Consider the following 16,484-nt stretch of genomic DNA (forward strand, 5'->3'; position numbering starts at 1 on the left):
GTCCTTCCGCCAGCCGGCATTCGGCCGGGGCGGAAGGACCGTTTCCGCTTGTACGGGACTAAAACCCGGTCCTCCTTACCATACTAGGACGAGCAGTCCATACTCACTTTCAACGGCAGGAGGATGAACATGAGCAGGAACGAATACGGGACGACGCTGCAATCGGAACAACAGCCGGCGGCCGATCCGGGAGGTAAAGGCAATCCGGTGGTCGACACGATCCAGCAGCTCGGGCAGACGATGACGCCGGCGCAGCCGGAAACGAATATTTATTGCATGACGATTATCGGTCAGGTGGAAGGGCATCTCGTACTCCCGCCCCAAAACAAGACGACCAAATACGAGCATCTCATTCCGCAGCTTGTGGCGGCGGAGCAAAACCCGAAAATCGAAGGCATTCTGATCGTGCTCAACACCGTAGGCGGGGACGTGGAAGCCGGGCTGGCCATTGCCGAAATGATTTCGTCGCTGTCCAAGCCGACGGTAACGCTCGTGCTCGGCGGCGGGCATTCCATCGGGGTGCCGATTGCGGTGGCGGGCAACTATTCGCTCATTGCGGAGACGGCGACGATGACGATCCATCCGATCCGTCTGAACGGTCTTATTATCGGCGTGCCCCAAACGTTCGAATATTTGGATAAAATGCAGGAGCGCGTCGTCCGTTTCGTGACGGCCCATTCCCGCATCACCGAACAAAAGTTCAAGGAATTGATGTTCAAGACCGGCGAACTGACAAGAGACATCGGGACGACGGTGATCGGAGCCGATGCGGTTGAAATCGGGCTGATCGACGCCGTCGGCGGCGTAGGCGACGCCTTGAAGGAGCTGAACCGGCGGATCGAGGAACGGCGGGCCGCAAGCGCGCCCGCGGGAGGGATCGTGTCATGACGCTGCATACGACGATGCCGCTCGAGCTCGTGCTCGACGGAGTGAACGGACCCGGCCGGCCTACTATGCAAGTGAAGGCGGGAGGCCTGCTGCTCGAAGTGGAGCCGGTGGCGCCCGGCGTGGGACGAATTGTGCGGCTGCTCGACTGCGAGCTGAGCGACTATTTGAAGCCGGAGCTGTCGCCCGGGTCGATAATCGCTTACGGAAGCGCCCCGGACGCCAAATAAGCGAACATCATAGGAACATTGTTCCTCATGTGGTATAATGGTGTACCAGAGGTGAGTAACGTTGGCTAAACGTAGACGAAAGCGTTCGTCGCTGGGCACCAGTCTCAAATACGAAGTGTACGGCATTTTGCTCATCACGATTTCCGTCATCGCGCTGTCGGGCGAAGCGACAGTCGGCCGCTCGCTATCCAAGCTGTTCGGTCTCGTGTTGGGCAAATTTTATTTTGTATTGGCGCTTGTAGGCATTTACATCGGATTGGCGGTAATGGTCAAGCGGCGCTGGCCGACAGGCTGGTCGCAACGGAAATCGGGGCTTGTCCTGCTCGTGCTCGCTCTGACGCTGTTCAGCTCCATCGCCGAAATCGATGCCAAGCTGGCGGGGGCCGAGGGAGTCACCTGGACGACCATCCTGAATCAACTCGGAGACGATATCCGCGGAGCGCTTTTGTCCGGGGCCGGCAATCCCGACGAGCCGATGATGCAAAAGGCGATCAGCGGCGGGTATGTAGGTGCGATCCAATATTCGATCCTGTTCGGATTGTTCGGATATTTCGGCGCCAAATTCGTCATGATCGTCATGTTTGCGATTTCCGTCATGCTCATTACGGGACGCTCCTACGTGGAGATGGCGAAGCTCGGGAAAGAGAAGCTGCAGCGGCTCTATACGCTGCTCAGGGCCAAATACGCCGCGAGCCGGAAAACGCGGCGTCCGGTTGCGCCGGCGGCCGTCAATGTAAAGGCGGCGTCTCCGGTACATACGGTCCATTCCCTGCCGGACGATGAGGAAGACGACGAAGAGAACGAAGGGGAAGACGAACAATACGCGCCGGAAGCCGAGGTCCGGCGCCCGAAGAAAAGAGCGATGTTTTTCCAATGGTTCCTGAATGATGGCGGCAAAGAACGGAACCGTTCGGGCGATGAAGAGGAGCCGGCGGAAAGCGGAACGGAAGAGCATCCGCTATATTCCGATTCCGGCGGGCGATCTGCCTGGATGAAGGAAGAGGAGCGGGAGAACGCGCTTCACGCCGACGAACATGACCGGGACGACGAGGATGAGGAACCGCCGTGGGACGAAGAGGACGAGAAAGGGCGGCCGACAACAGCTCCCGATTGGGAACGGGAATGGCCGCCGGTCGAGTCCGCGACCGAGTCGGCCGAACGGTTCGCCGATATGCCGGAAGGCGCGGGCAAGTCTCCCAGTCCGGCGGAATTGTCGGAGGCGCTCGTCGATGCGGACGGCGGCGGCGGGACGGAAGGGGCGCCCGCCGCACCGGTTCCGGCAAAACCGTATCGGCTGCCGCCGATATCGCTGCTGAACCGGTCGACCGGAAGCGGCAGAGGAAACGATGCGGCGGATACGGCCGAATCGCGGCGCAAGCTGGAAGCGACGCTTGAAAGCTTCGGCGTCCGCGCGAAGGTGCTCGATGTCGTGCGGGGACCCGCCGTCACCCGTTACGAGGTGCAGCCGGCGACCGGCGTCAAGGTGAGCCGGATCGTCGGATTGACCGACGACATCGCGCTTGCGCTGGCGGCGAAGGATATCCGGATGGAAGCGCCGATTCCGGGCAAATCCGCTATCGGCATCGAAGTGCCCAATACCGAAGTGTCCATCGTCACGATGCGCGAGGTAATGGAAATGCCGGCGTTTCTGAACGCGCCTTCCAGGCTGTCCATCGCGTTCGGCCGGGACATCTCCGGCCAGCCGATCGTCGGCAATCTGGCCAAGATGCCCCATCTGCTCGTGGCGGGGGCGACCGGCTCCGGCAAATCGGTATGCATCAACGGCATTATCGCGAGCATCCTGTACAAGGCGAAGCCCGACGAAGTCAAGTTTATGATGATCGATCCGAAGATGGTCGAGCTGAACGTCTACAACGGCATTCCGCATCTGCTTGCTCCGGTCGTGACCGATCCCCGGCGCGCCTCGCTCGCGCTGAAAAAAATCGTCGTCGAAATGGAGAAGCGTTACGAATTGTTCTCCAAGTCGGGCACGCGCAACATCGAGGGCTACAATACGTTGATGGCCGACAATCCTGCCGCCGTGCTGCCCTATATCGTCGTCATCGTGGACGAGCTCGCCGATTTGATGATGGTCGCGGCCAATGACGTGGAAGATTCGATCTGCCGTCTGGCCCAAATGGCGCGCGCCGCCGGCATCCATCTCATCATCGCCACGCAGCGGCCGTCCGTCGATGTCATAACGGGCGTCATCAAGGCGAATATTCCGTCCCGCATCGCTTTCGGCGTATCGTCGCAAGTCGATTCGCGAACGATTCTCGATATGGCGGGAGCGGAAAAGCTGCTCGGCAGAGGAGATATGCTGTTCCTGCCGGTCGGCATGTCCAAGCCGATTCGCGTCCAGGGAGCGTTCCTCTCCGACCAGGAGGTGGAGGCCATCGTTTCGTACGTGCGCTCGCAGGGCGAGGCCGAATATAACAACGATCTCGTTCCGGAAGCCGATGAAATCGCGGCCGATGAGGACGAGATGCTGGACGAGCTGTACGATCAGGCGGTCCAGATCGTGCTGGAAGCGAAGCAGGCTTCCGTCTCGCTGCTGCAGCGGCGGATGCGGATCGGCTATACGCGGGCGGCGCGGCTCATCGATCAGATGGAGGCGAAAGGAGTCGTCGGGCCGTACGAAGGAAGCAAGCCGCGCGACGTTCTCATTTCGTCCGAGCAATACCACGGACGCATCAGCTCCTGACCCCCGGAAAAGCCGGAGATTGCCGAATGCGGAAATGACGTGCATAGAAGGGAGCGCCCTTTCTCATACTAGGGACAGATTGCGCTACAGTCCAACAACTAGCTATGAGAAAGGCAGATCCCAACATGAGAATACGACTGATTGTAATAACGGCCGTCATCGTCGCGTTGTTGTTCGGCGCCTATAACGTTTATCAGAACGGTACGGGCAAAACGGCCGAGACGTTCAGCAACGCGATCGTCAAGTACGGTTCCACCGGCAAAGATGTGTACGAGCTGCAGGGACGGTTGAAATTTCTCGGATATTTTCACGGCAAGATCGACGGCATTTTCGGCTACGAGACGCTTAACTCGGTTAAATGGTTTCAATGGAAGTTCGGCATGAAGGCCGACGGCATCGTCGGGCCGAAGACGAAGCTGAAGCTGTGGGAGGCTACGAAGAATTGGCAGCCGACAGCGGAGGAGATGGGCGGGGGAGCCGCCCAGCCGTCAAGACCAAGCACCGGCAATACCGAAGTGGCCAAATCGAACAGGCTCGGCCTGTCGGAGAACGACATCAAGCTGATGGCCAACGCCGTATATGGGGAAGCGCGGGGAGAGCCTTATGAAGGCCAGGTGGCGGTAGCCGCCGTCATCCTGAACCGGCTTCGGTCGCCGAGCTTTCCGAATACGATCTCCGGCGTCATCTTCGAGCCCCGCGCCTTCACGGCCGTGGCCGACGGCCAAATCTGGCTGACGCCGAACGAGACGGCGAGAAAAGCGGTCATGGATGCGATCGGCGGTTGGGACCCGACGAACGGCTGCCTGTACTATTTCAATCCCGAAACGGCAACGTCGGCCTGGATCTGGACGCGTCCGCAGGTGAAGACAATCGGCAAGCATATATTCTGCATGTAATAAAACTTGACAGAAGCAGCCCTTGCATTCGGCGATGCGGGTTGCTTCTTCTGTTTCGGATCGGTTACAATGAAAAGGAATAATTGGTTATAGGCAGCGGTCTTTAGGAATATGATTGACTTTGTAGATCGCAACGGAAGGAGCTTGGGGCGTGACCGTGGACCGTTTTGAGAGAGGATCGATAGGCCGTTTGCGTCTTCATGTTATGCCGACCAAACGGTTTAAGACGTTCGCCATTTCGCTGTTCGCCGGAGTGCCTCTATCCGAATCGACTGTAACGGCGACAGCGTTGACTCCGTTCGTATTGCGCCGCGGCACCGCCTCCACGCCCGAAACGATCGCGTTCCGGAAACGGCTGGACGACATGTACGGAGCCGGCTTCGGATTCGACGTATACAAAAGAGGCGATTCGCAAATCGTCCAGTTCCGGATGGACGTCATCAACGACCAGTTCGTATCGTCCGATCGTTCGCTGCTTGAAGCCGCGATGCGGTTGCTCGGGGAAGTGCTGACCGAACCGGCTCTGGAGGGCGGGGTTTTCCGCAGCAAATACGTGGAAGCCGAAAAAACGACGGTGCGCAAGCGGCTGGAAGCGATTGTGAACGATAAAATCCGCTATGCGGCCGAACGATGCATCGAGGTGATGTGCGCCGAAGAGCCGTACCGGCTTCATCCGCTCGGGCAGCTCGACGCGATCGGCGCCATCACGCCGGAATCGCTCTACGCTTCTTATCGCGACTGGCTCGAACGGGCGGCCTTCGACCTGTACGTCGTCGGGGACACGTCCATGGAGGAGGTCGCGCGGCTCGTGACCGAATCGTTCAAGCTTTCCGCCGGACAGCCGGCTTCCTACGAGCGTCCGGACGTCACCCGCGAGGCGGGAGAGGTCAAAGTTGTCATCGAGCGGATGGATGTCAGCCAGGGCAAGCTCAATATGGGGCTGCGCACCCGGATCGATTACGGCGACGACCGGTATCCCGCGCTGCTTATGTACAACGGCATATTGGGCGGATATCCGCATTCCAAGCTGTTCATGAATGTGCGGGAACGGGCGAGCCTCGCCTATTACGCGGCTTCCCGGCTTGACGGGCATAAAGGATTGATGACGATTCAATCGGGCATCGAGATCGGCAATTACGACAAGGCCGTTCAAATTATTAAAGAACAGCTGGACAGCATGCGGTCCGGCAAGCTGTCGGAGCTCGAGATGAGCCAGACGAAGGCGATGCTCGCCAACCATCTGCGCGAGCTGCAGGATTCCGCCTACGAGCAGATCGCCTACGACTTCAATGCGGTATTGTCCGGCAAGGAGCGTTCGCCGGACGAACTGCTCGGCCGGGTTCAGGCGGTTACGGAAGCGGATATCGTCAAAGTGGCGGAGCGCGTCATGCTCGACACGATCTATTTTTTGCGGGACGGCAAGGAGGAATAGCGTATGGAGCGGCTCGTATATTCCGACGTTCGCGAGACGTTGTACCGGGAAGTGCTGCCGAACGGACTGGAAGTCATTGTATTGCCTAAGGAAGGGTTCCGGAAAACGTACGCCACCTTCTCGACCCGCTACGGCTCCATCGACAACCGGTTTGCCGTCGGCGACCGGCCGCCGATCGAAGTGCCGGACGGCATTGCCCACTTTCTCGAGCATAAAATGTTCGAGGAGCCGACCGGCGACATCTTCGCGACGTTCGCTTCGCAAGGTGCGTCGGCCAATGCGTTCACAAGCTTCGACCGGACGGTGTACTTGTTCTCCGCAACGGAGCAAATCGAGAAAAATCTCGTCACATTGCTCGATTTCGTGCAGCATCCGTATTTTACGGACGAGAATGTGGAGAAGGAAAAAGGCATTATCGAGCAGGAAATCAATATGTATCGCGACAACGCGGACTGGCGGGTCTATTTCGGTCTGATCGATGCGATGTACCACAACCACCCGATTCATATCGACATCGCGGGCACCGTCGAATCGATCCGGCAGATCGACAAGGAGACGCTGTACCGCTGCTATGAGACGTTTTACCATCCGAGCAACATGATGCTCTTTGTCGTGGGCGGCGTGGACGCAGAGCGCATCTTCGGGCTTGTGCGTGACAACCAGTCGCGAAAATCGTTTCCTCCGCAGGAGGAAATCCGCCGTTTCTTCGATGCGGAGCCGGAATCGGTCAAAAAGCCGAAGACGAAAGCCGTTCTTCCGGTTTCGCTGCCGAAATGCATGTTCGGCTTCAAGGAAAAGCGGACCGGCTTCACCGGACGCGAGCTGCAACGCAGGGAAGCCGCCACGAAGCTGATGCTCGAGTCGCTGATCGGCCCGAGTTCCCCGCTTTACCAAAGCTTGTACGACGACAATCTCATTTCCGATTCTTTCGGTCACGAATACAATTCCGCTCCGGATTACGCGTTCTCCGTCATAGGCGGAGATACGCCGGATCCCGACGCGCTGCTCGACAGATTCCGGGAGGCCGTCGACCGGGCGCTTGCCGACGGCTTGCCGAAAACTTCTTTCGAGCGGGCGAAACGGAAAAAAATCGGCGGTTATTTGCGCATGCTGAATTCCCCCGAGGCGATCGCAGGCGAGTTTACGCGCTATCGCTTTCGCGACGGCGACCTGTTCGAGCAGCTTGCACTGTACGAGCGGACGACGCTGGAAGAAGCGAACGAACGGCTGCGCGAGCATTTCGACTGGAATCAGCTGGCCGTGTCCGTCGTCGCCAAGTCCTGACCATGAAAACGTTGAGCGAGATGACGGCGCTGATTACCGGGGGAAGCCGCGGGATCGGCGCTGCCATTGCGCAGCGCTTTGCCGCGGAAGGCGTGAACGTCGTCATCCATTATTTGCAGTCCCATGAGGCGGCCGCCGAGACCGCCCGCTTCTGCATGGAATCCGGGGTCAAGGTGCTCACCGCCGCGGCCGATGTGCGCTCGAAGGAGCAGTTGGCGCGCATGCGCGACAAGCTGGAGCAGCACGGGATGATGCCGGACATCGTCGTCAACAATGCCGGCATTGCCCATTACGGCTTGCTTTCCGATGTCGAGGAGAGCACCTGGGACGACGTAATGGCGGTTAACCTGAAAGGCATGTTTTTATGCACGCAGTTGTTCGTGCCGGCGATGATTCGCCAGCGTTTCGGCAGAATCATCAATATTTCGTCCGTCTGGGGCATGTCCGGCGCTTCGTGTGAAGTGCTGTATTCCACGGCGAAAGGCGGCGTTAACGCGTTCACCAAGGCGCTGGCCAAAGAGCTCGCCCCGTCGGGCGTCACCGTCAATGCGGTCGCTCCGGGGGCGGTGGACACGGCCATGCTCGACCATCTGAATCACGAGGAACGGGCGGCGCTCGAGCAGGAAATTCCGGCGGGACGGCTCGCCAGGCCGGACGAAATCGCTTCGCTGGTATACTTCCTCGCTTTGCCTGAATCCGGATATATTACCGGCCAAATTATTAGTCCGAACGGGGGCTGGATCACCTAGCGCCATTCGCGGCTGCAACAAATTGACTGGCCGATGCGTCGAATAATCTGTATGCGCCTCGCACAAAATACGACTGTTGACGATTTTGATCTTCAACAATCGAAGGAGGCGAAAGAAGTGTCAACAGTTCTTACCAATTTCGAAACATGGAAACAATTTTTGGCCGATCGTGTCGCGCAAGGGAAGCAAGCGGGGCTGTCCGAAGATACGATTTCCAATCTCGCGTTCGAAATCGGTTCGTTCCTCGATGAAAAAGTCGATCCCAAAAACGGCGAGGAACGTTTGCTGAAGGAGCTTTGGGATGCCGGCAACGATGAGGAACGCCGTACGCTTGCCCGTCTGATGGTGAAACTCGTTTCCAATTCGTAAGCCATACGAACCGGATTTTTTATCGGGCTTTATAAGTCATTCGAAACAAGGCAGCGAAAGCTCCCGAACAGGGGGCTTTTCTGCAATGACTTTTATAATAAAGAAGGATTTTGACGAATTTTGTTGAATTTTCATTATTGAAGTTGATGATTTCCGGCTGCCAGGCTCGATTTTACGCAACGGTGGTGTTCGCATGGAGTATAAACAATGGTACATGGAATACAAAATACATAAAAACCGTCCGGGATTGCTTGGGGACATCGCCTCGCTGCTCGGCATGCTCGAAGTGAATATTTTGACGATCAACGGCGTTGAGGACCGCACGCGCGGCATGCTGCTGCAAACCGACGACGAAATGAAAATCGAGCTGCTTGGCAAACTGCTGCAAAAAGTGGATAATATAACACTGAACAAATTGCGGCCGCCGACGCTGGTCGATCGGTTGGCCGTTCGTCACGGCCGATATATCGAGCGGGATTCGGATGACCGCAAGACGTTTCGTTTCACCCGGGACGAGCTTGGCCTGCTGGTCGATTTCTTGGGCGAGCTGTTCAAGCGTGACGGCCATCAGGTAATCGGTCTCAGGGGAATGCCGCGCGTCGGCAAGACCGAATCGATTATTGCCGGCAGCGTATGCTCCAACAAGCGATGGACGTTCGTTTCTTCCACCTTGTTGCGGCAAACGGTCCGCAGCCAGCTGTCGGGCGACGAAATGAACCCGAACAACATTTTTATTATTGACGGCATCGTCAGCACGATGCGTGCGAATGAGCGGCATTATGCGCTGCTTCAAGAAATAATGGCTATGCCCGCGACCAAAGTTATCGAACATCCGGATATTTTCGTCAAGGAATCGCATTATGATTACAGCCATTTTACAACGATTATCGAACTTCGCAATACGCCCGAAGAAGAGATCAGTTACGATTCGATCACTTCGGGATTGAACGATTTTTAACGGTATATCGCCATTCACGATGAATGACCGGAGGAGGTGCGCACCGTGTCCGAACTGGGAGCCGAATTGCGCCGAGCCCGTCTGGAACGCGGCTTGACGCTCGACGACGTGCAGGACAGCACAAAAATCAGAAAACGTTACCTGGAAGCGATCGAAGAAGGCAATTACAACGTCCTTCCCGGTAATTTCTATGTAAGAGCCTTCGTGAAAAATTATTGCGAGGCCGTCGGTTTGGACGCCGATCAAATTTTGTCCCAATACGGAAAGGAAATTCCTTCGGCATCGCTGGAGACGGAAACCGAGCCGTCGATCGCCGCAAGACCGCCGCGCCGTTCGCAGCCGTCGCAGCGTTCGGAACGTTTCGGCAAAGTCGGATTTTCCGTTCTGATGTGGTCCTTTCTTATTTTAATTTTGATTCTGGTATATGTGTTCGCAATTCGCAAAGACAGCCCGCCGCCGAAAACGGCGGACAACAATACGTCGATCACCGACGAGGTGAAACCGCCGTCCGACAACGGTACGGACCAGTCGGCCGGCGAAGGCCAGGGCACGGGAACGGACACGCAAGGAACCGGCGAAACGGCCGAACCGGAGACCGAACCGGAGAAGCCGGCGACCACGGTGACGTTCAGAGAGAAGGAAGGCAACATCGACCATTACGATGTCGCGCCGGCTGGCGACCACAAGCTGGAAATCGTGGTGACGAACGGCCAAAGCTGGATAGAAGTCCGGGAAGAGCGCAAAGGCGGAAAGGCGCGCATTTCGAAAACGGTTGACCCGGACAATACGCTCACCTACGATTTGGATAAGCCGCTGTACGTAAACGTGGGACGGGCCGACAATGTGGAAATCAAAATCGATGATATCGTCGTCGATGACGGCAATCGGCCGAATTCGAAAAAAATAATATTCCATCCGATCGAAGACGGCTCCGCTGCGAATGAGACCGGCCAATCCGGTACGGGCGGAGAGGGCCGATAAGCGGCGTTCGGCTGATCGTGACGGAGCGGTAAAGAGGAGAGGAAACCGATTCATGGCATCGGAAAATTCGTTCGACATTGTGTCCAAAGTGGATATGCAGGAATTGGAAAACGCGATTCGGCAGACGGAGCGTGAAATCGAGACGCGCTTCGACTTCAAGGGGAGCAAGAGCTCCATTACGCTGGAAAAGGAAGAGCTGGTCGTCGTATCGGACGACGATTACAAGCTGCGGAGCGTACTCGATATATTGCTGTCCAAGATGGCCAAACGCGGCGTGCCGGTGAAAAATCTCGATTACGGCAAAATCGAGCCGGCGGCGGGCGGCACGGTCCGGCAGCGCATCAGGCTCCGTCAAGGAATCGAACAGGATGTCGCCAAGAAGATCAATACGCTCATTCGAGACTCGAAGCTGAAAGTGAAAAGCCAGATCCAGGGCGATCAGATTCGCGTCAGCGGCAAGAGCCGCGACGATCTGCAGGCCGTCATGCGGCTGCTTAAAGAGGCGGATCTGCCGCTGGAGCTGCAATTTACGAACTACCGTTAATTCGGAAAGCGTCCCGCCGTTCCGCTGCCGGAACGAATAGCGGGACTATTTGCGTTTTTGACACGCTTATGGGCATATATTATACTTGATCATACAGTTTTTCGGTTGAGATCTGGGGGATTGCGAAAGTGACGGAACGTGTAAAAATTGTAACGCTTGGATGCGAGAAAAATCTGGTGGATTCCGAGATTATGTCCGGTCTTATTCATGAGCGCGGCTATCGGCTCGTGGAGGAGGCGGAGGATGCCACAGTCATTATTGTCAATACATGCGGTTTCATCGACGCGGCCAAGGAAGAATCGGTCAACACCATTCTCGATCTGGCGGAACTGAAGGAAACGGCCAATTTGAAGGCGCTTATCGTATCCGGCTGCCTCACGCAACGGTACAAGGAGCAGCTGATGACGGAGATGCCGGAAATCGACGGCATCGTCGGCACCGGCGATTTTCATCATATTAATACTATTGTCGACGAAGCGCTGCGCGGCAAGAAGCCGGTGCGCGTCGGGCATCCGGCTTTCGATTACGACCGGAAGCTGCCCCGCAAGGTGACGACGCCCCGGTACACGGCTTACGTCAAAATCGCCGAAGGCTGCGACAATGCTTGCACTTTCTGCAGCATTCCGCTCATGAGAGGCAAATTCCGCAGCCGGTCGATCGAGTCGATTGTCGAAGAAGTGCGGGGTCTGGCCGCCCAGGGCGTCAAGGAAGTCAGCCTGATCGCGCAGGATTCGACCAATTACGGAACCGACCTGTACAACCGGTTTATGCTGCCGGAGCTGCTGAACCGGGTGAGCGAGGTGGAAGGCATTGCCTGGATCAGGCTTCATTACGCCTACCCCGGATTTTTTACGGATGAGCTGATCGAAACGATCGCCTCGAACCCGAAGGTGTGCAATTATATCGATATGCCGCTTCAGCACAGCGAGGATCTTATATTGAAGCGGATGAGACGGCCCGGCCGGCAGCGCGACGTCCGCGAGCTGATCAGCAAAATCCGCGCCCGCATTCCCGACGTCGCCCTGCGTACGAGCATCATCGTCGGCTTCCCCGGCGAAACCGACGAGCAGTTCCAGCGGCTGTGCGATTTCGTGCGTGAAATAAAGTTCGACCGGCTGGGCGTCTTTACTTATTCCGCCGAAGAAGATACGCCCGCGGTACGACTGCCCGATCACGTGCCGGACGAAGTCAAACAATGGCGGGCCAATACCTTGATGGAGATCCAGCGCGAAGTGTCGCGCGAAAACAGCAGCAAATATATCGGGAAAACGATCGATGTGCTCGTGGAGCGCTATGACGGCAGAAGCGACGTCTATGTCGGCCGCTCTCCGTACGATGCGCCGGAAATCGACGGCGAAGTGTTCATCACGGGCTGTACGGCGGGCATCGGCGAAATTCAGAAAGTGCGCATTACCCACGCCTACGAGTTCGATTTGTCCGGGGAGGGAATCGCTTGAATCTGGCCAACAAGATTACGCTGGCGAGAATATTTCTGGTGCCGATTATTATGTTTTTCCTTCTCATCAATCTGAATCTCGGCTCGTTGAAATTCGAGGATTATTCCATCACGGTCAATCAGATCGTAGCGGCGCTCATTTTTATTATCGCGGCAAGTACGGATGGGCTGGACGGATATATCGCCAGGAAGAACAAAATCATTACCAATCTCGGCAAGCTGCTCGATCCGCTTGCGGATAAGCTTCTCGTCGCGGCCGTACTCATTTCGCTCGTCGAGATGGACAAGCTGGACGCATGGATCGCCATCATCATTATAAGCCGCGAGTTCGCGGTAACGGGTCTGCGCCAAATCGCGCTGCTCGAAGGCACCGTTCTGGCGGCGAGCAAGTGGGGAAAGTGGAAGACGGGCGTGCAGATCACGATGATTATCGCGCTGCTGCTGAACAATTTCCCTTTTGCCTTCCTCGATTTTCGTTTTGATCTTATCGCCAGCTGGGCGGCGGCGCTTATTACCGTTTACTCCGGCTTCGACTATTTCGTAAAAAACAAAAACCTGATTTCCCTTTCCAAATGAACCGGTTGGACCGATGACAACGCCAAGGCAGAGGAGAGATGGAATGAAAGCCGAGATCATTGCTGTCGGCACGGAGCTGCTGCTCGGCCAGATCGTAAACACGAATGCGCAATATTTGTCCCGCGGGCTCGCGAACCTCGGCATCGACGTTTATTTTCAGACTGTAGTCGGCGATAATGCCGGACGGCTTCGCGAAGCGATCGTAAACGCCCGCAAGCGCGCCGATCTGGTGCTGATGACAGGCGGTCTGGGACCGACCCAGGACGATTTGACGAAGGATGTGCTGGCCGATTATTTGGGACGGCGCCTTGTGGTGCACGAACCTTCCATGGCCAAGATCGAAGCGTTGTTTGCGAGCCGGGGCGCCCATATGGTCGAGAGCAACCGCAGGCAGGCGCTGATGATCGAGGGCGCAGAGCCGCTCGGCAATGAAGCCGGTCTCGCGGTCGGCGTCGCGCTCGAGGCGGACGGGACGCGCTATATGCTGCTGCCGGGACCGCCGCGGGAGATGAAGCCGATGTTCGACGGACCGGGAACGGAATGGCTCCGTTCCCAAATGGGGGCGATTGCTCCGCTTCACTCCCGGGTACTGATGTTTGCGGGCATCGGCGAATCGAATCTGGAGGCGGCGCTGATCGACCTGATCGACGGGCAGACGGATCCGACCGTCGCCACCTATGCGAAGGAAGGCGAGGTGGCGGTCCGCATCTCGACGAAAGCGAAGACCGACGCGGAAGCGCTCGGCAAGCTCGACCGGATGACGGAAGCGATCAAGTCGCGCGTCGGGGACCATCTGTATGCGACGGAAGAACGGCCGCTGGAGGCGGCGGTCATCGAGCTGCTGCGCAGCTCGGGGCGGCGGGTCTCGTCGGCCGAAAGCTTGAGCGGCGGCCTGCTGGCCGAGCTGCTGACGAGCGTGCCGGGAAGCAGCGGTGCGTTCGCCGGCGGGGTCGTTTCTTATACGAACGCGACGAAGCACGCGCTGCTCGGCATTCCGCTGGCGCAGCTCGAAGGTCCCGGGGCGCCGGGCGCGATAAGCGAGTCGACAGCGGCCATGATGGCGGAACGGGTGCGGGAGCGGACGGACAGCGATTTCGGCATTTCGCTGACCGGCGTCGCCGGTCCGGAGGAAGCGGAAGGCAAGCCTGTCGGGCTCGTCTACTTCGCGATCGCCCGGCGCGGCGGCGAAACGGTCGTCCATACGGCGCATATGAGCGGAAACCGCGACATGATCCGGCTGCGCGTCGTCAAGGCGGCGCTATACCGGCTATGGCAGGCGATCAAGGCGGACGCGGGCGGTTAAACCCGAACGGCGTTGAAGATTGCCACATTTCCGTCACATCTGAGCCTTGTCTTTGCGTCATATTGCGTCTATAATTGTCCTTAGTTGACGGAAGAACCGTGGCAGATGTATCATTTGCTGCGGTTCTTTTTTGTCGTCCGCCGTCGCTTCCGCAAAAAAACCGAATGTATGTTCGAAAAAATGCTTGGCAACCGTGGTAAAAAAGAGTATCATAACATTATAAACAGTGAAGGATGTGAGTTGGTTGTCAGATCGTCGTGCTGCGTTGGAAATGGCGCTTCGTCAGATCGAGAAGCAATTCGGTAAAGGCTCCATCATGAAGTTGGGGGAAAGTGCGCAACTGCAAGTGGAAACCGTATCCAGCGGTTCCCTTGCTTTAGATATCGCCCTCGGAATCGGAGGATACCCGAGAGGCCGGATTATTGAAGTATACGGACCGGAATCGTCCGGCAAGACGACAGTGGCGCTGCACGCCATTGCAGAAGTGCAGCGGATCGGCGGACAAGCCGCCTTCATCGATGCGGAGCATGCGCTCGACCCGCTTTACGCCAGCAAGCTCGGCGTCAATATCGACGAACTGCTGCTTTCCCAGCCGGATACCGGGGAGCAGGCGCTTGAAATTGCTGAAGCGCTTGTCCGCAGCGGCGCGGTCGATATCATTATTATCGACTCTGTGGCGGCGCTCGTGCCGAAAGCGGAGATCGAAGGAGAGATGGGCGATTCGCATGTCGGGCTGCAGGCGCGCCTGATGTCGCAGGCGTTGCGGAAGCTGTCCGGCGCGATCAGCAAGTCCAAGACGATTGCGATCTTCATCAATCAGCTTCGCGAGAAGGTCGGCGTCATGTTCGGCAATCCGGAGACGACGCCCGGCGGACGCGCGCTGAAGTTTTATTCCAGCGTCCGGCTTGACGTGCGCCGCGTGGAATCGATCAAGCAGGGCAACGACGTCGTCGGCAACCGGACCCGCATTAAAGTCGTGAAGAACAAGGTTGCGCCGCCCTTCAGACAAGCCGATATCGACATTATGTACGGCGAAGGCATCTCGAAGGAAGGCAGCATTATCGACATGGGCACGGAAATGGACATCGTGCAGAAGAGCGGCGCCTGGTTCTCGTTCAACGGCGAACGGCTCGGACAAGGCCGCGAGAACGCCAAGCAGTTTTTGAAGGATCATCCGGACATTGCCGCGACGATCGAGAACCAGATTCGCGAGGCGCATAAGCTGAACGCTGTCGTCACGGACCCGCTGCCTCAGCATCCGACGAAGGAAGAGGAAGAGGCGTTCGAGCTCGATTTTGAATAACGGGCGAATCGAATCTATACGTTTATTCGGAACGGGAGCACCTCTGGCGGGTGCTCTTTCGAATTTGCAGCGGCAGTCGAAGGGGGACGTGAAATGAAGGAACGGCGCGGCGGACACGAGCGGCCCGCCGTCATTACCGCGGTCAAGCAGGACCGCAAAGAGCGTCGCCGCTACCATATTTATATCGACGGCGCCGACGAGGCGGCATTGTCGGTCCATGAAGACATTATGGTCCGCTACCGTCTGTTGAAAGGCCAGACGGTCGATCCCGCCGTCCTGGACGAAATTCGCGGCGAAGACGACAAATACCGCTGCTACATGGCCGCTCTCGTCTATTTGGGCGTCAAACCCCGCACGCGCAAAGAAGTCGAGCGCTATTTGCTGCGCAAAGGGATGGAAGCCGGAGATGTCGCGCTGACGCTCGACAGGCTCGAACGGGAACGGCTGGTGGACGACCGCGACTATGCCGGCCTGTTCGCCGGCCAGCGGCTGCGGAGCGCGGGCAAAGGACGGCGCCTGATTGTGCAGGAATTGCGGCAGCGGGGCGTGAAGGGCGAGACGGCGGCGGAAGCGGCGGATGCGCTCGATCCGGCCGAAGAACTGGAAGTCGCTCTTGCGCTGGCAGTCAAAAAATGGCGGACGCTGCGCGGCGAGCAGAGCGAGCGGCGCCGCAAGCTCGCCCAATTTTTGCTGCGCCGCGGATTTCCGGGCGATATCGTGCGCGAAGCGCTGCGCCGGACTGCCGAAGATGGGGACGACGACTTGCCATGGCTTGACAATTGATTTTCGCAAAAGCTAAAATGAATGTGTATTC

Annotated in this window: 16 protein-coding genes; all 16 read left to right on the plus strand. The window is 57.6% G+C overall.

All coding sequences use genetic code 11. From position 1 onward, the window contains the following. Positions 1 to 129 precede the first annotated feature (129 nt). The 16 genes from ABEV74_RS12745 (at position 130) to ABEV74_RS12820 (ending at position 16,453) form a co-directional block, all read left to right on the plus strand. The gene (locus ABEV74_RS12745) at positions 130 to 888 is read left to right on the plus strand and encodes a ClpP family protease (RefSeq protein ID WP_372447156.1); all 759 of its coding nucleotides are present in this window, start codon (positions 130 to 132) and stop codon (positions 886 to 888) included. Further along, positions 885 to 1,115: a YlzJ-like family protein gene (locus tag ABEV74_RS12750; protein WP_430146454.1), complete on the plus strand. Its 231-nt coding sequence runs from the start codon at positions 885 to 887 to the stop codon at positions 1,113 to 1,115. The genes ABEV74_RS12745 and ABEV74_RS12750 overlap by 4 nt, the downstream gene beginning before the upstream one ends. Before the next feature lie 61 nt (positions 1,116 to 1,176). After that, on the plus strand, positions 1,177 to 3,819 hold the full coding sequence (locus tag ABEV74_RS12755; RefSeq protein WP_430146456.1) for a DNA translocase FtsK: 2,643 nt from the start codon (positions 1,177 to 1,179) through the stop codon (positions 3,817 to 3,819). A 125-nt stretch (positions 3,820 to 3,944) separates the two neighbouring features. Continuing rightward, on the plus strand, positions 3,945 to 4,715 hold the full coding sequence (gene sleB / locus ABEV74_RS12760) for a spore cortex-lytic enzyme (RefSeq protein WP_062492620.1): 771 nt from the start codon (positions 3,945 to 3,947) through the stop codon (positions 4,713 to 4,715). Between the two features lie 151 nt (positions 4,716 to 4,866). Beyond that, a complete protein-coding gene (gene yfmF / locus ABEV74_RS12765) occupies positions 4,867 to 6,147 on the plus strand; it encodes an EF-P 5-aminopentanol modification-associated protein YfmF (protein ID WP_430146458.1) in 1,281 nt (426 codons plus the stop codon). Positions 6,148 to 6,150: 3 nt separating this feature from the next. Beyond that, positions 6,151 to 7,431, plus strand: a complete 1,281-nt coding sequence (gene yfmH, locus ABEV74_RS12770) for an EF-P 5-aminopentanol modification-associated protein YfmH (protein ID WP_430146460.1) — start codon at positions 6,151 to 6,153, stop codon at positions 7,429 to 7,431. A gap of 2 nt (positions 7,432 to 7,433) precedes the next feature. Then, positions 7,434 to 8,180, plus strand: a complete 747-nt coding sequence (ymfI, locus tag ABEV74_RS12775) for an elongation factor P 5-aminopentanone reductase (RefSeq protein WP_062492623.1) — start codon at positions 7,434 to 7,436, stop codon at positions 8,178 to 8,180. Positions 8,181 to 8,297: 117 nt separating this feature from the next. After that, the gene (locus ABEV74_RS12780; RefSeq protein WP_430146462.1) at positions 8,298 to 8,549 is read left to right on the plus strand and encodes a DUF3243 domain-containing protein; all 252 of its coding nucleotides are present in this window, start codon (positions 8,298 to 8,300) and stop codon (positions 8,547 to 8,549) included. 193 nt (positions 8,550 to 8,742) lie between these two features. Next, positions 8,743 to 9,507, plus strand: a complete 765-nt coding sequence (locus ABEV74_RS12785; protein WP_062492625.1) for a DUF3388 domain-containing protein — start codon at positions 8,743 to 8,745, stop codon at positions 9,505 to 9,507. A gap of 45 nt (positions 9,508 to 9,552) precedes the next feature. After that, positions 9,553 to 10,488 carry a helix-turn-helix domain-containing protein gene (locus tag ABEV74_RS12790; protein ID WP_430146464.1) on the plus strand — a complete coding sequence of 312 codons (936 nt, stop codon included), beginning with the start codon at positions 9,553 to 9,555 and terminating at the stop codon, positions 10,486 to 10,488. A gap of 52 nt (positions 10,489 to 10,540) precedes the next feature. Then, on the plus strand, positions 10,541 to 11,032 hold the full coding sequence (locus ABEV74_RS12795; protein WP_062492627.1) for a YajQ family cyclic di-GMP-binding protein: 492 nt from the start codon (positions 10,541 to 10,543) through the stop codon (positions 11,030 to 11,032). Positions 11,033 to 11,160: 128 nt separating this feature from the next. Continuing rightward, positions 11,161 to 12,489 carry a 30S ribosomal protein S12 methylthiotransferase RimO gene (gene rimO, locus ABEV74_RS12800; RefSeq protein ID WP_062492628.1) on the plus strand — a complete coding sequence of 443 codons (1,329 nt, stop codon included), beginning with the start codon at positions 11,161 to 11,163 and terminating at the stop codon, positions 12,487 to 12,489. Continuing rightward, positions 12,486 to 13,064, plus strand: coding sequence for a CDP-diacylglycerol--glycerol-3-phosphate 3-phosphatidyltransferase (gene pgsA, locus ABEV74_RS12805; RefSeq protein ID WP_430146466.1), 579 nt, complete (start codon positions 12,486 to 12,488; stop codon positions 13,062 to 13,064). Before rimO ends, pgsA begins: the two co-directional genes overlap by 4 nt. Before the next feature lie 43 nt (positions 13,065 to 13,107). Beyond that, positions 13,108 to 14,367 (plus strand): competence/damage-inducible protein A, encoded by a 1,260-nt coding sequence (locus ABEV74_RS12810; protein ID WP_430146467.1) that lies wholly within the window; start codon positions 13,108 to 13,110, stop codon positions 14,365 to 14,367. A gap of 244 nt (positions 14,368 to 14,611) precedes the next feature. Continuing rightward, positions 14,612 to 15,670, plus strand: coding sequence for a recombinase RecA (gene recA, locus ABEV74_RS12815; protein ID WP_062492631.1), 1,059 nt, complete (start codon positions 14,612 to 14,614; stop codon positions 15,668 to 15,670). Between the two features lie 93 nt (positions 15,671 to 15,763). Beyond that, positions 15,764 to 16,453 (plus strand): RecX family transcriptional regulator, encoded by a 690-nt coding sequence (locus tag ABEV74_RS12820; RefSeq protein ID WP_430146468.1) that lies wholly within the window; start codon positions 15,764 to 15,766, stop codon positions 16,451 to 16,453. Positions 16,454 to 16,484 lie beyond the last annotated feature (31 nt).

The sequence above is a fragment of the Paenibacillus cisolokensis genome (assembly GCF_050481165.1).
Classification (GTDB): domain Bacteria; phylum Bacillota; class Bacilli; order Paenibacillales; family Paenibacillaceae; genus Paenibacillus_AH; species Paenibacillus_AH cisolokensis.

Excerpts from the sequence above, each read along its gene's own strand:
- ymfI (WP_062492623.1), top strand. The coding sequence starts at position 7,434 with ATGAAAACGTTGAGCGAGATGACGGCGCTGATTACCGGGGGAAGCCGC.
- yfmH (WP_430146460.1), top strand. The coding sequence starts at position 6,151 with ATGGAGCGGCTCGTATATTCCGACGTTCGCGAGACGTTGTACCGGGAA.
- ABEV74_RS12745 (WP_372447156.1), top strand. The coding sequence starts at position 130 with ATGAGCAGGAACGAATACGGGACGACGCTGCAATCGGAACAACAGCCG.
- ABEV74_RS12750 (WP_430146454.1), top strand. The coding sequence starts at position 885 with ATGACGCTGCATACGACGATGCCGCTCGAGCTCGTGCTCGACGGAGTG.
- ABEV74_RS12795 (WP_062492627.1), top strand. The coding sequence starts at position 10,541 with ATGGCATCGGAAAATTCGTTCGACATTGTGTCCAAAGTGGATATGCAG.
- ABEV74_RS12820 (WP_430146468.1), top strand. The coding sequence starts at position 15,764 with ATGAAGGAACGGCGCGGCGGACACGAGCGGCCCGCCGTCATTACCGCG.
- ABEV74_RS12810 (WP_430146467.1), top strand. The coding sequence starts at position 13,108 with ATGAAAGCCGAGATCATTGCTGTCGGCACGGAGCTGCTGCTCGGCCAG.
- ABEV74_RS12785 (WP_062492625.1), top strand. The coding sequence starts at position 8,743 with ATGGAGTATAAACAATGGTACATGGAATACAAAATACATAAAAACCGT.
- sleB (WP_062492620.1), top strand. The coding sequence starts at position 3,945 with ATGAGAATACGACTGATTGTAATAACGGCCGTCATCGTCGCGTTGTTG.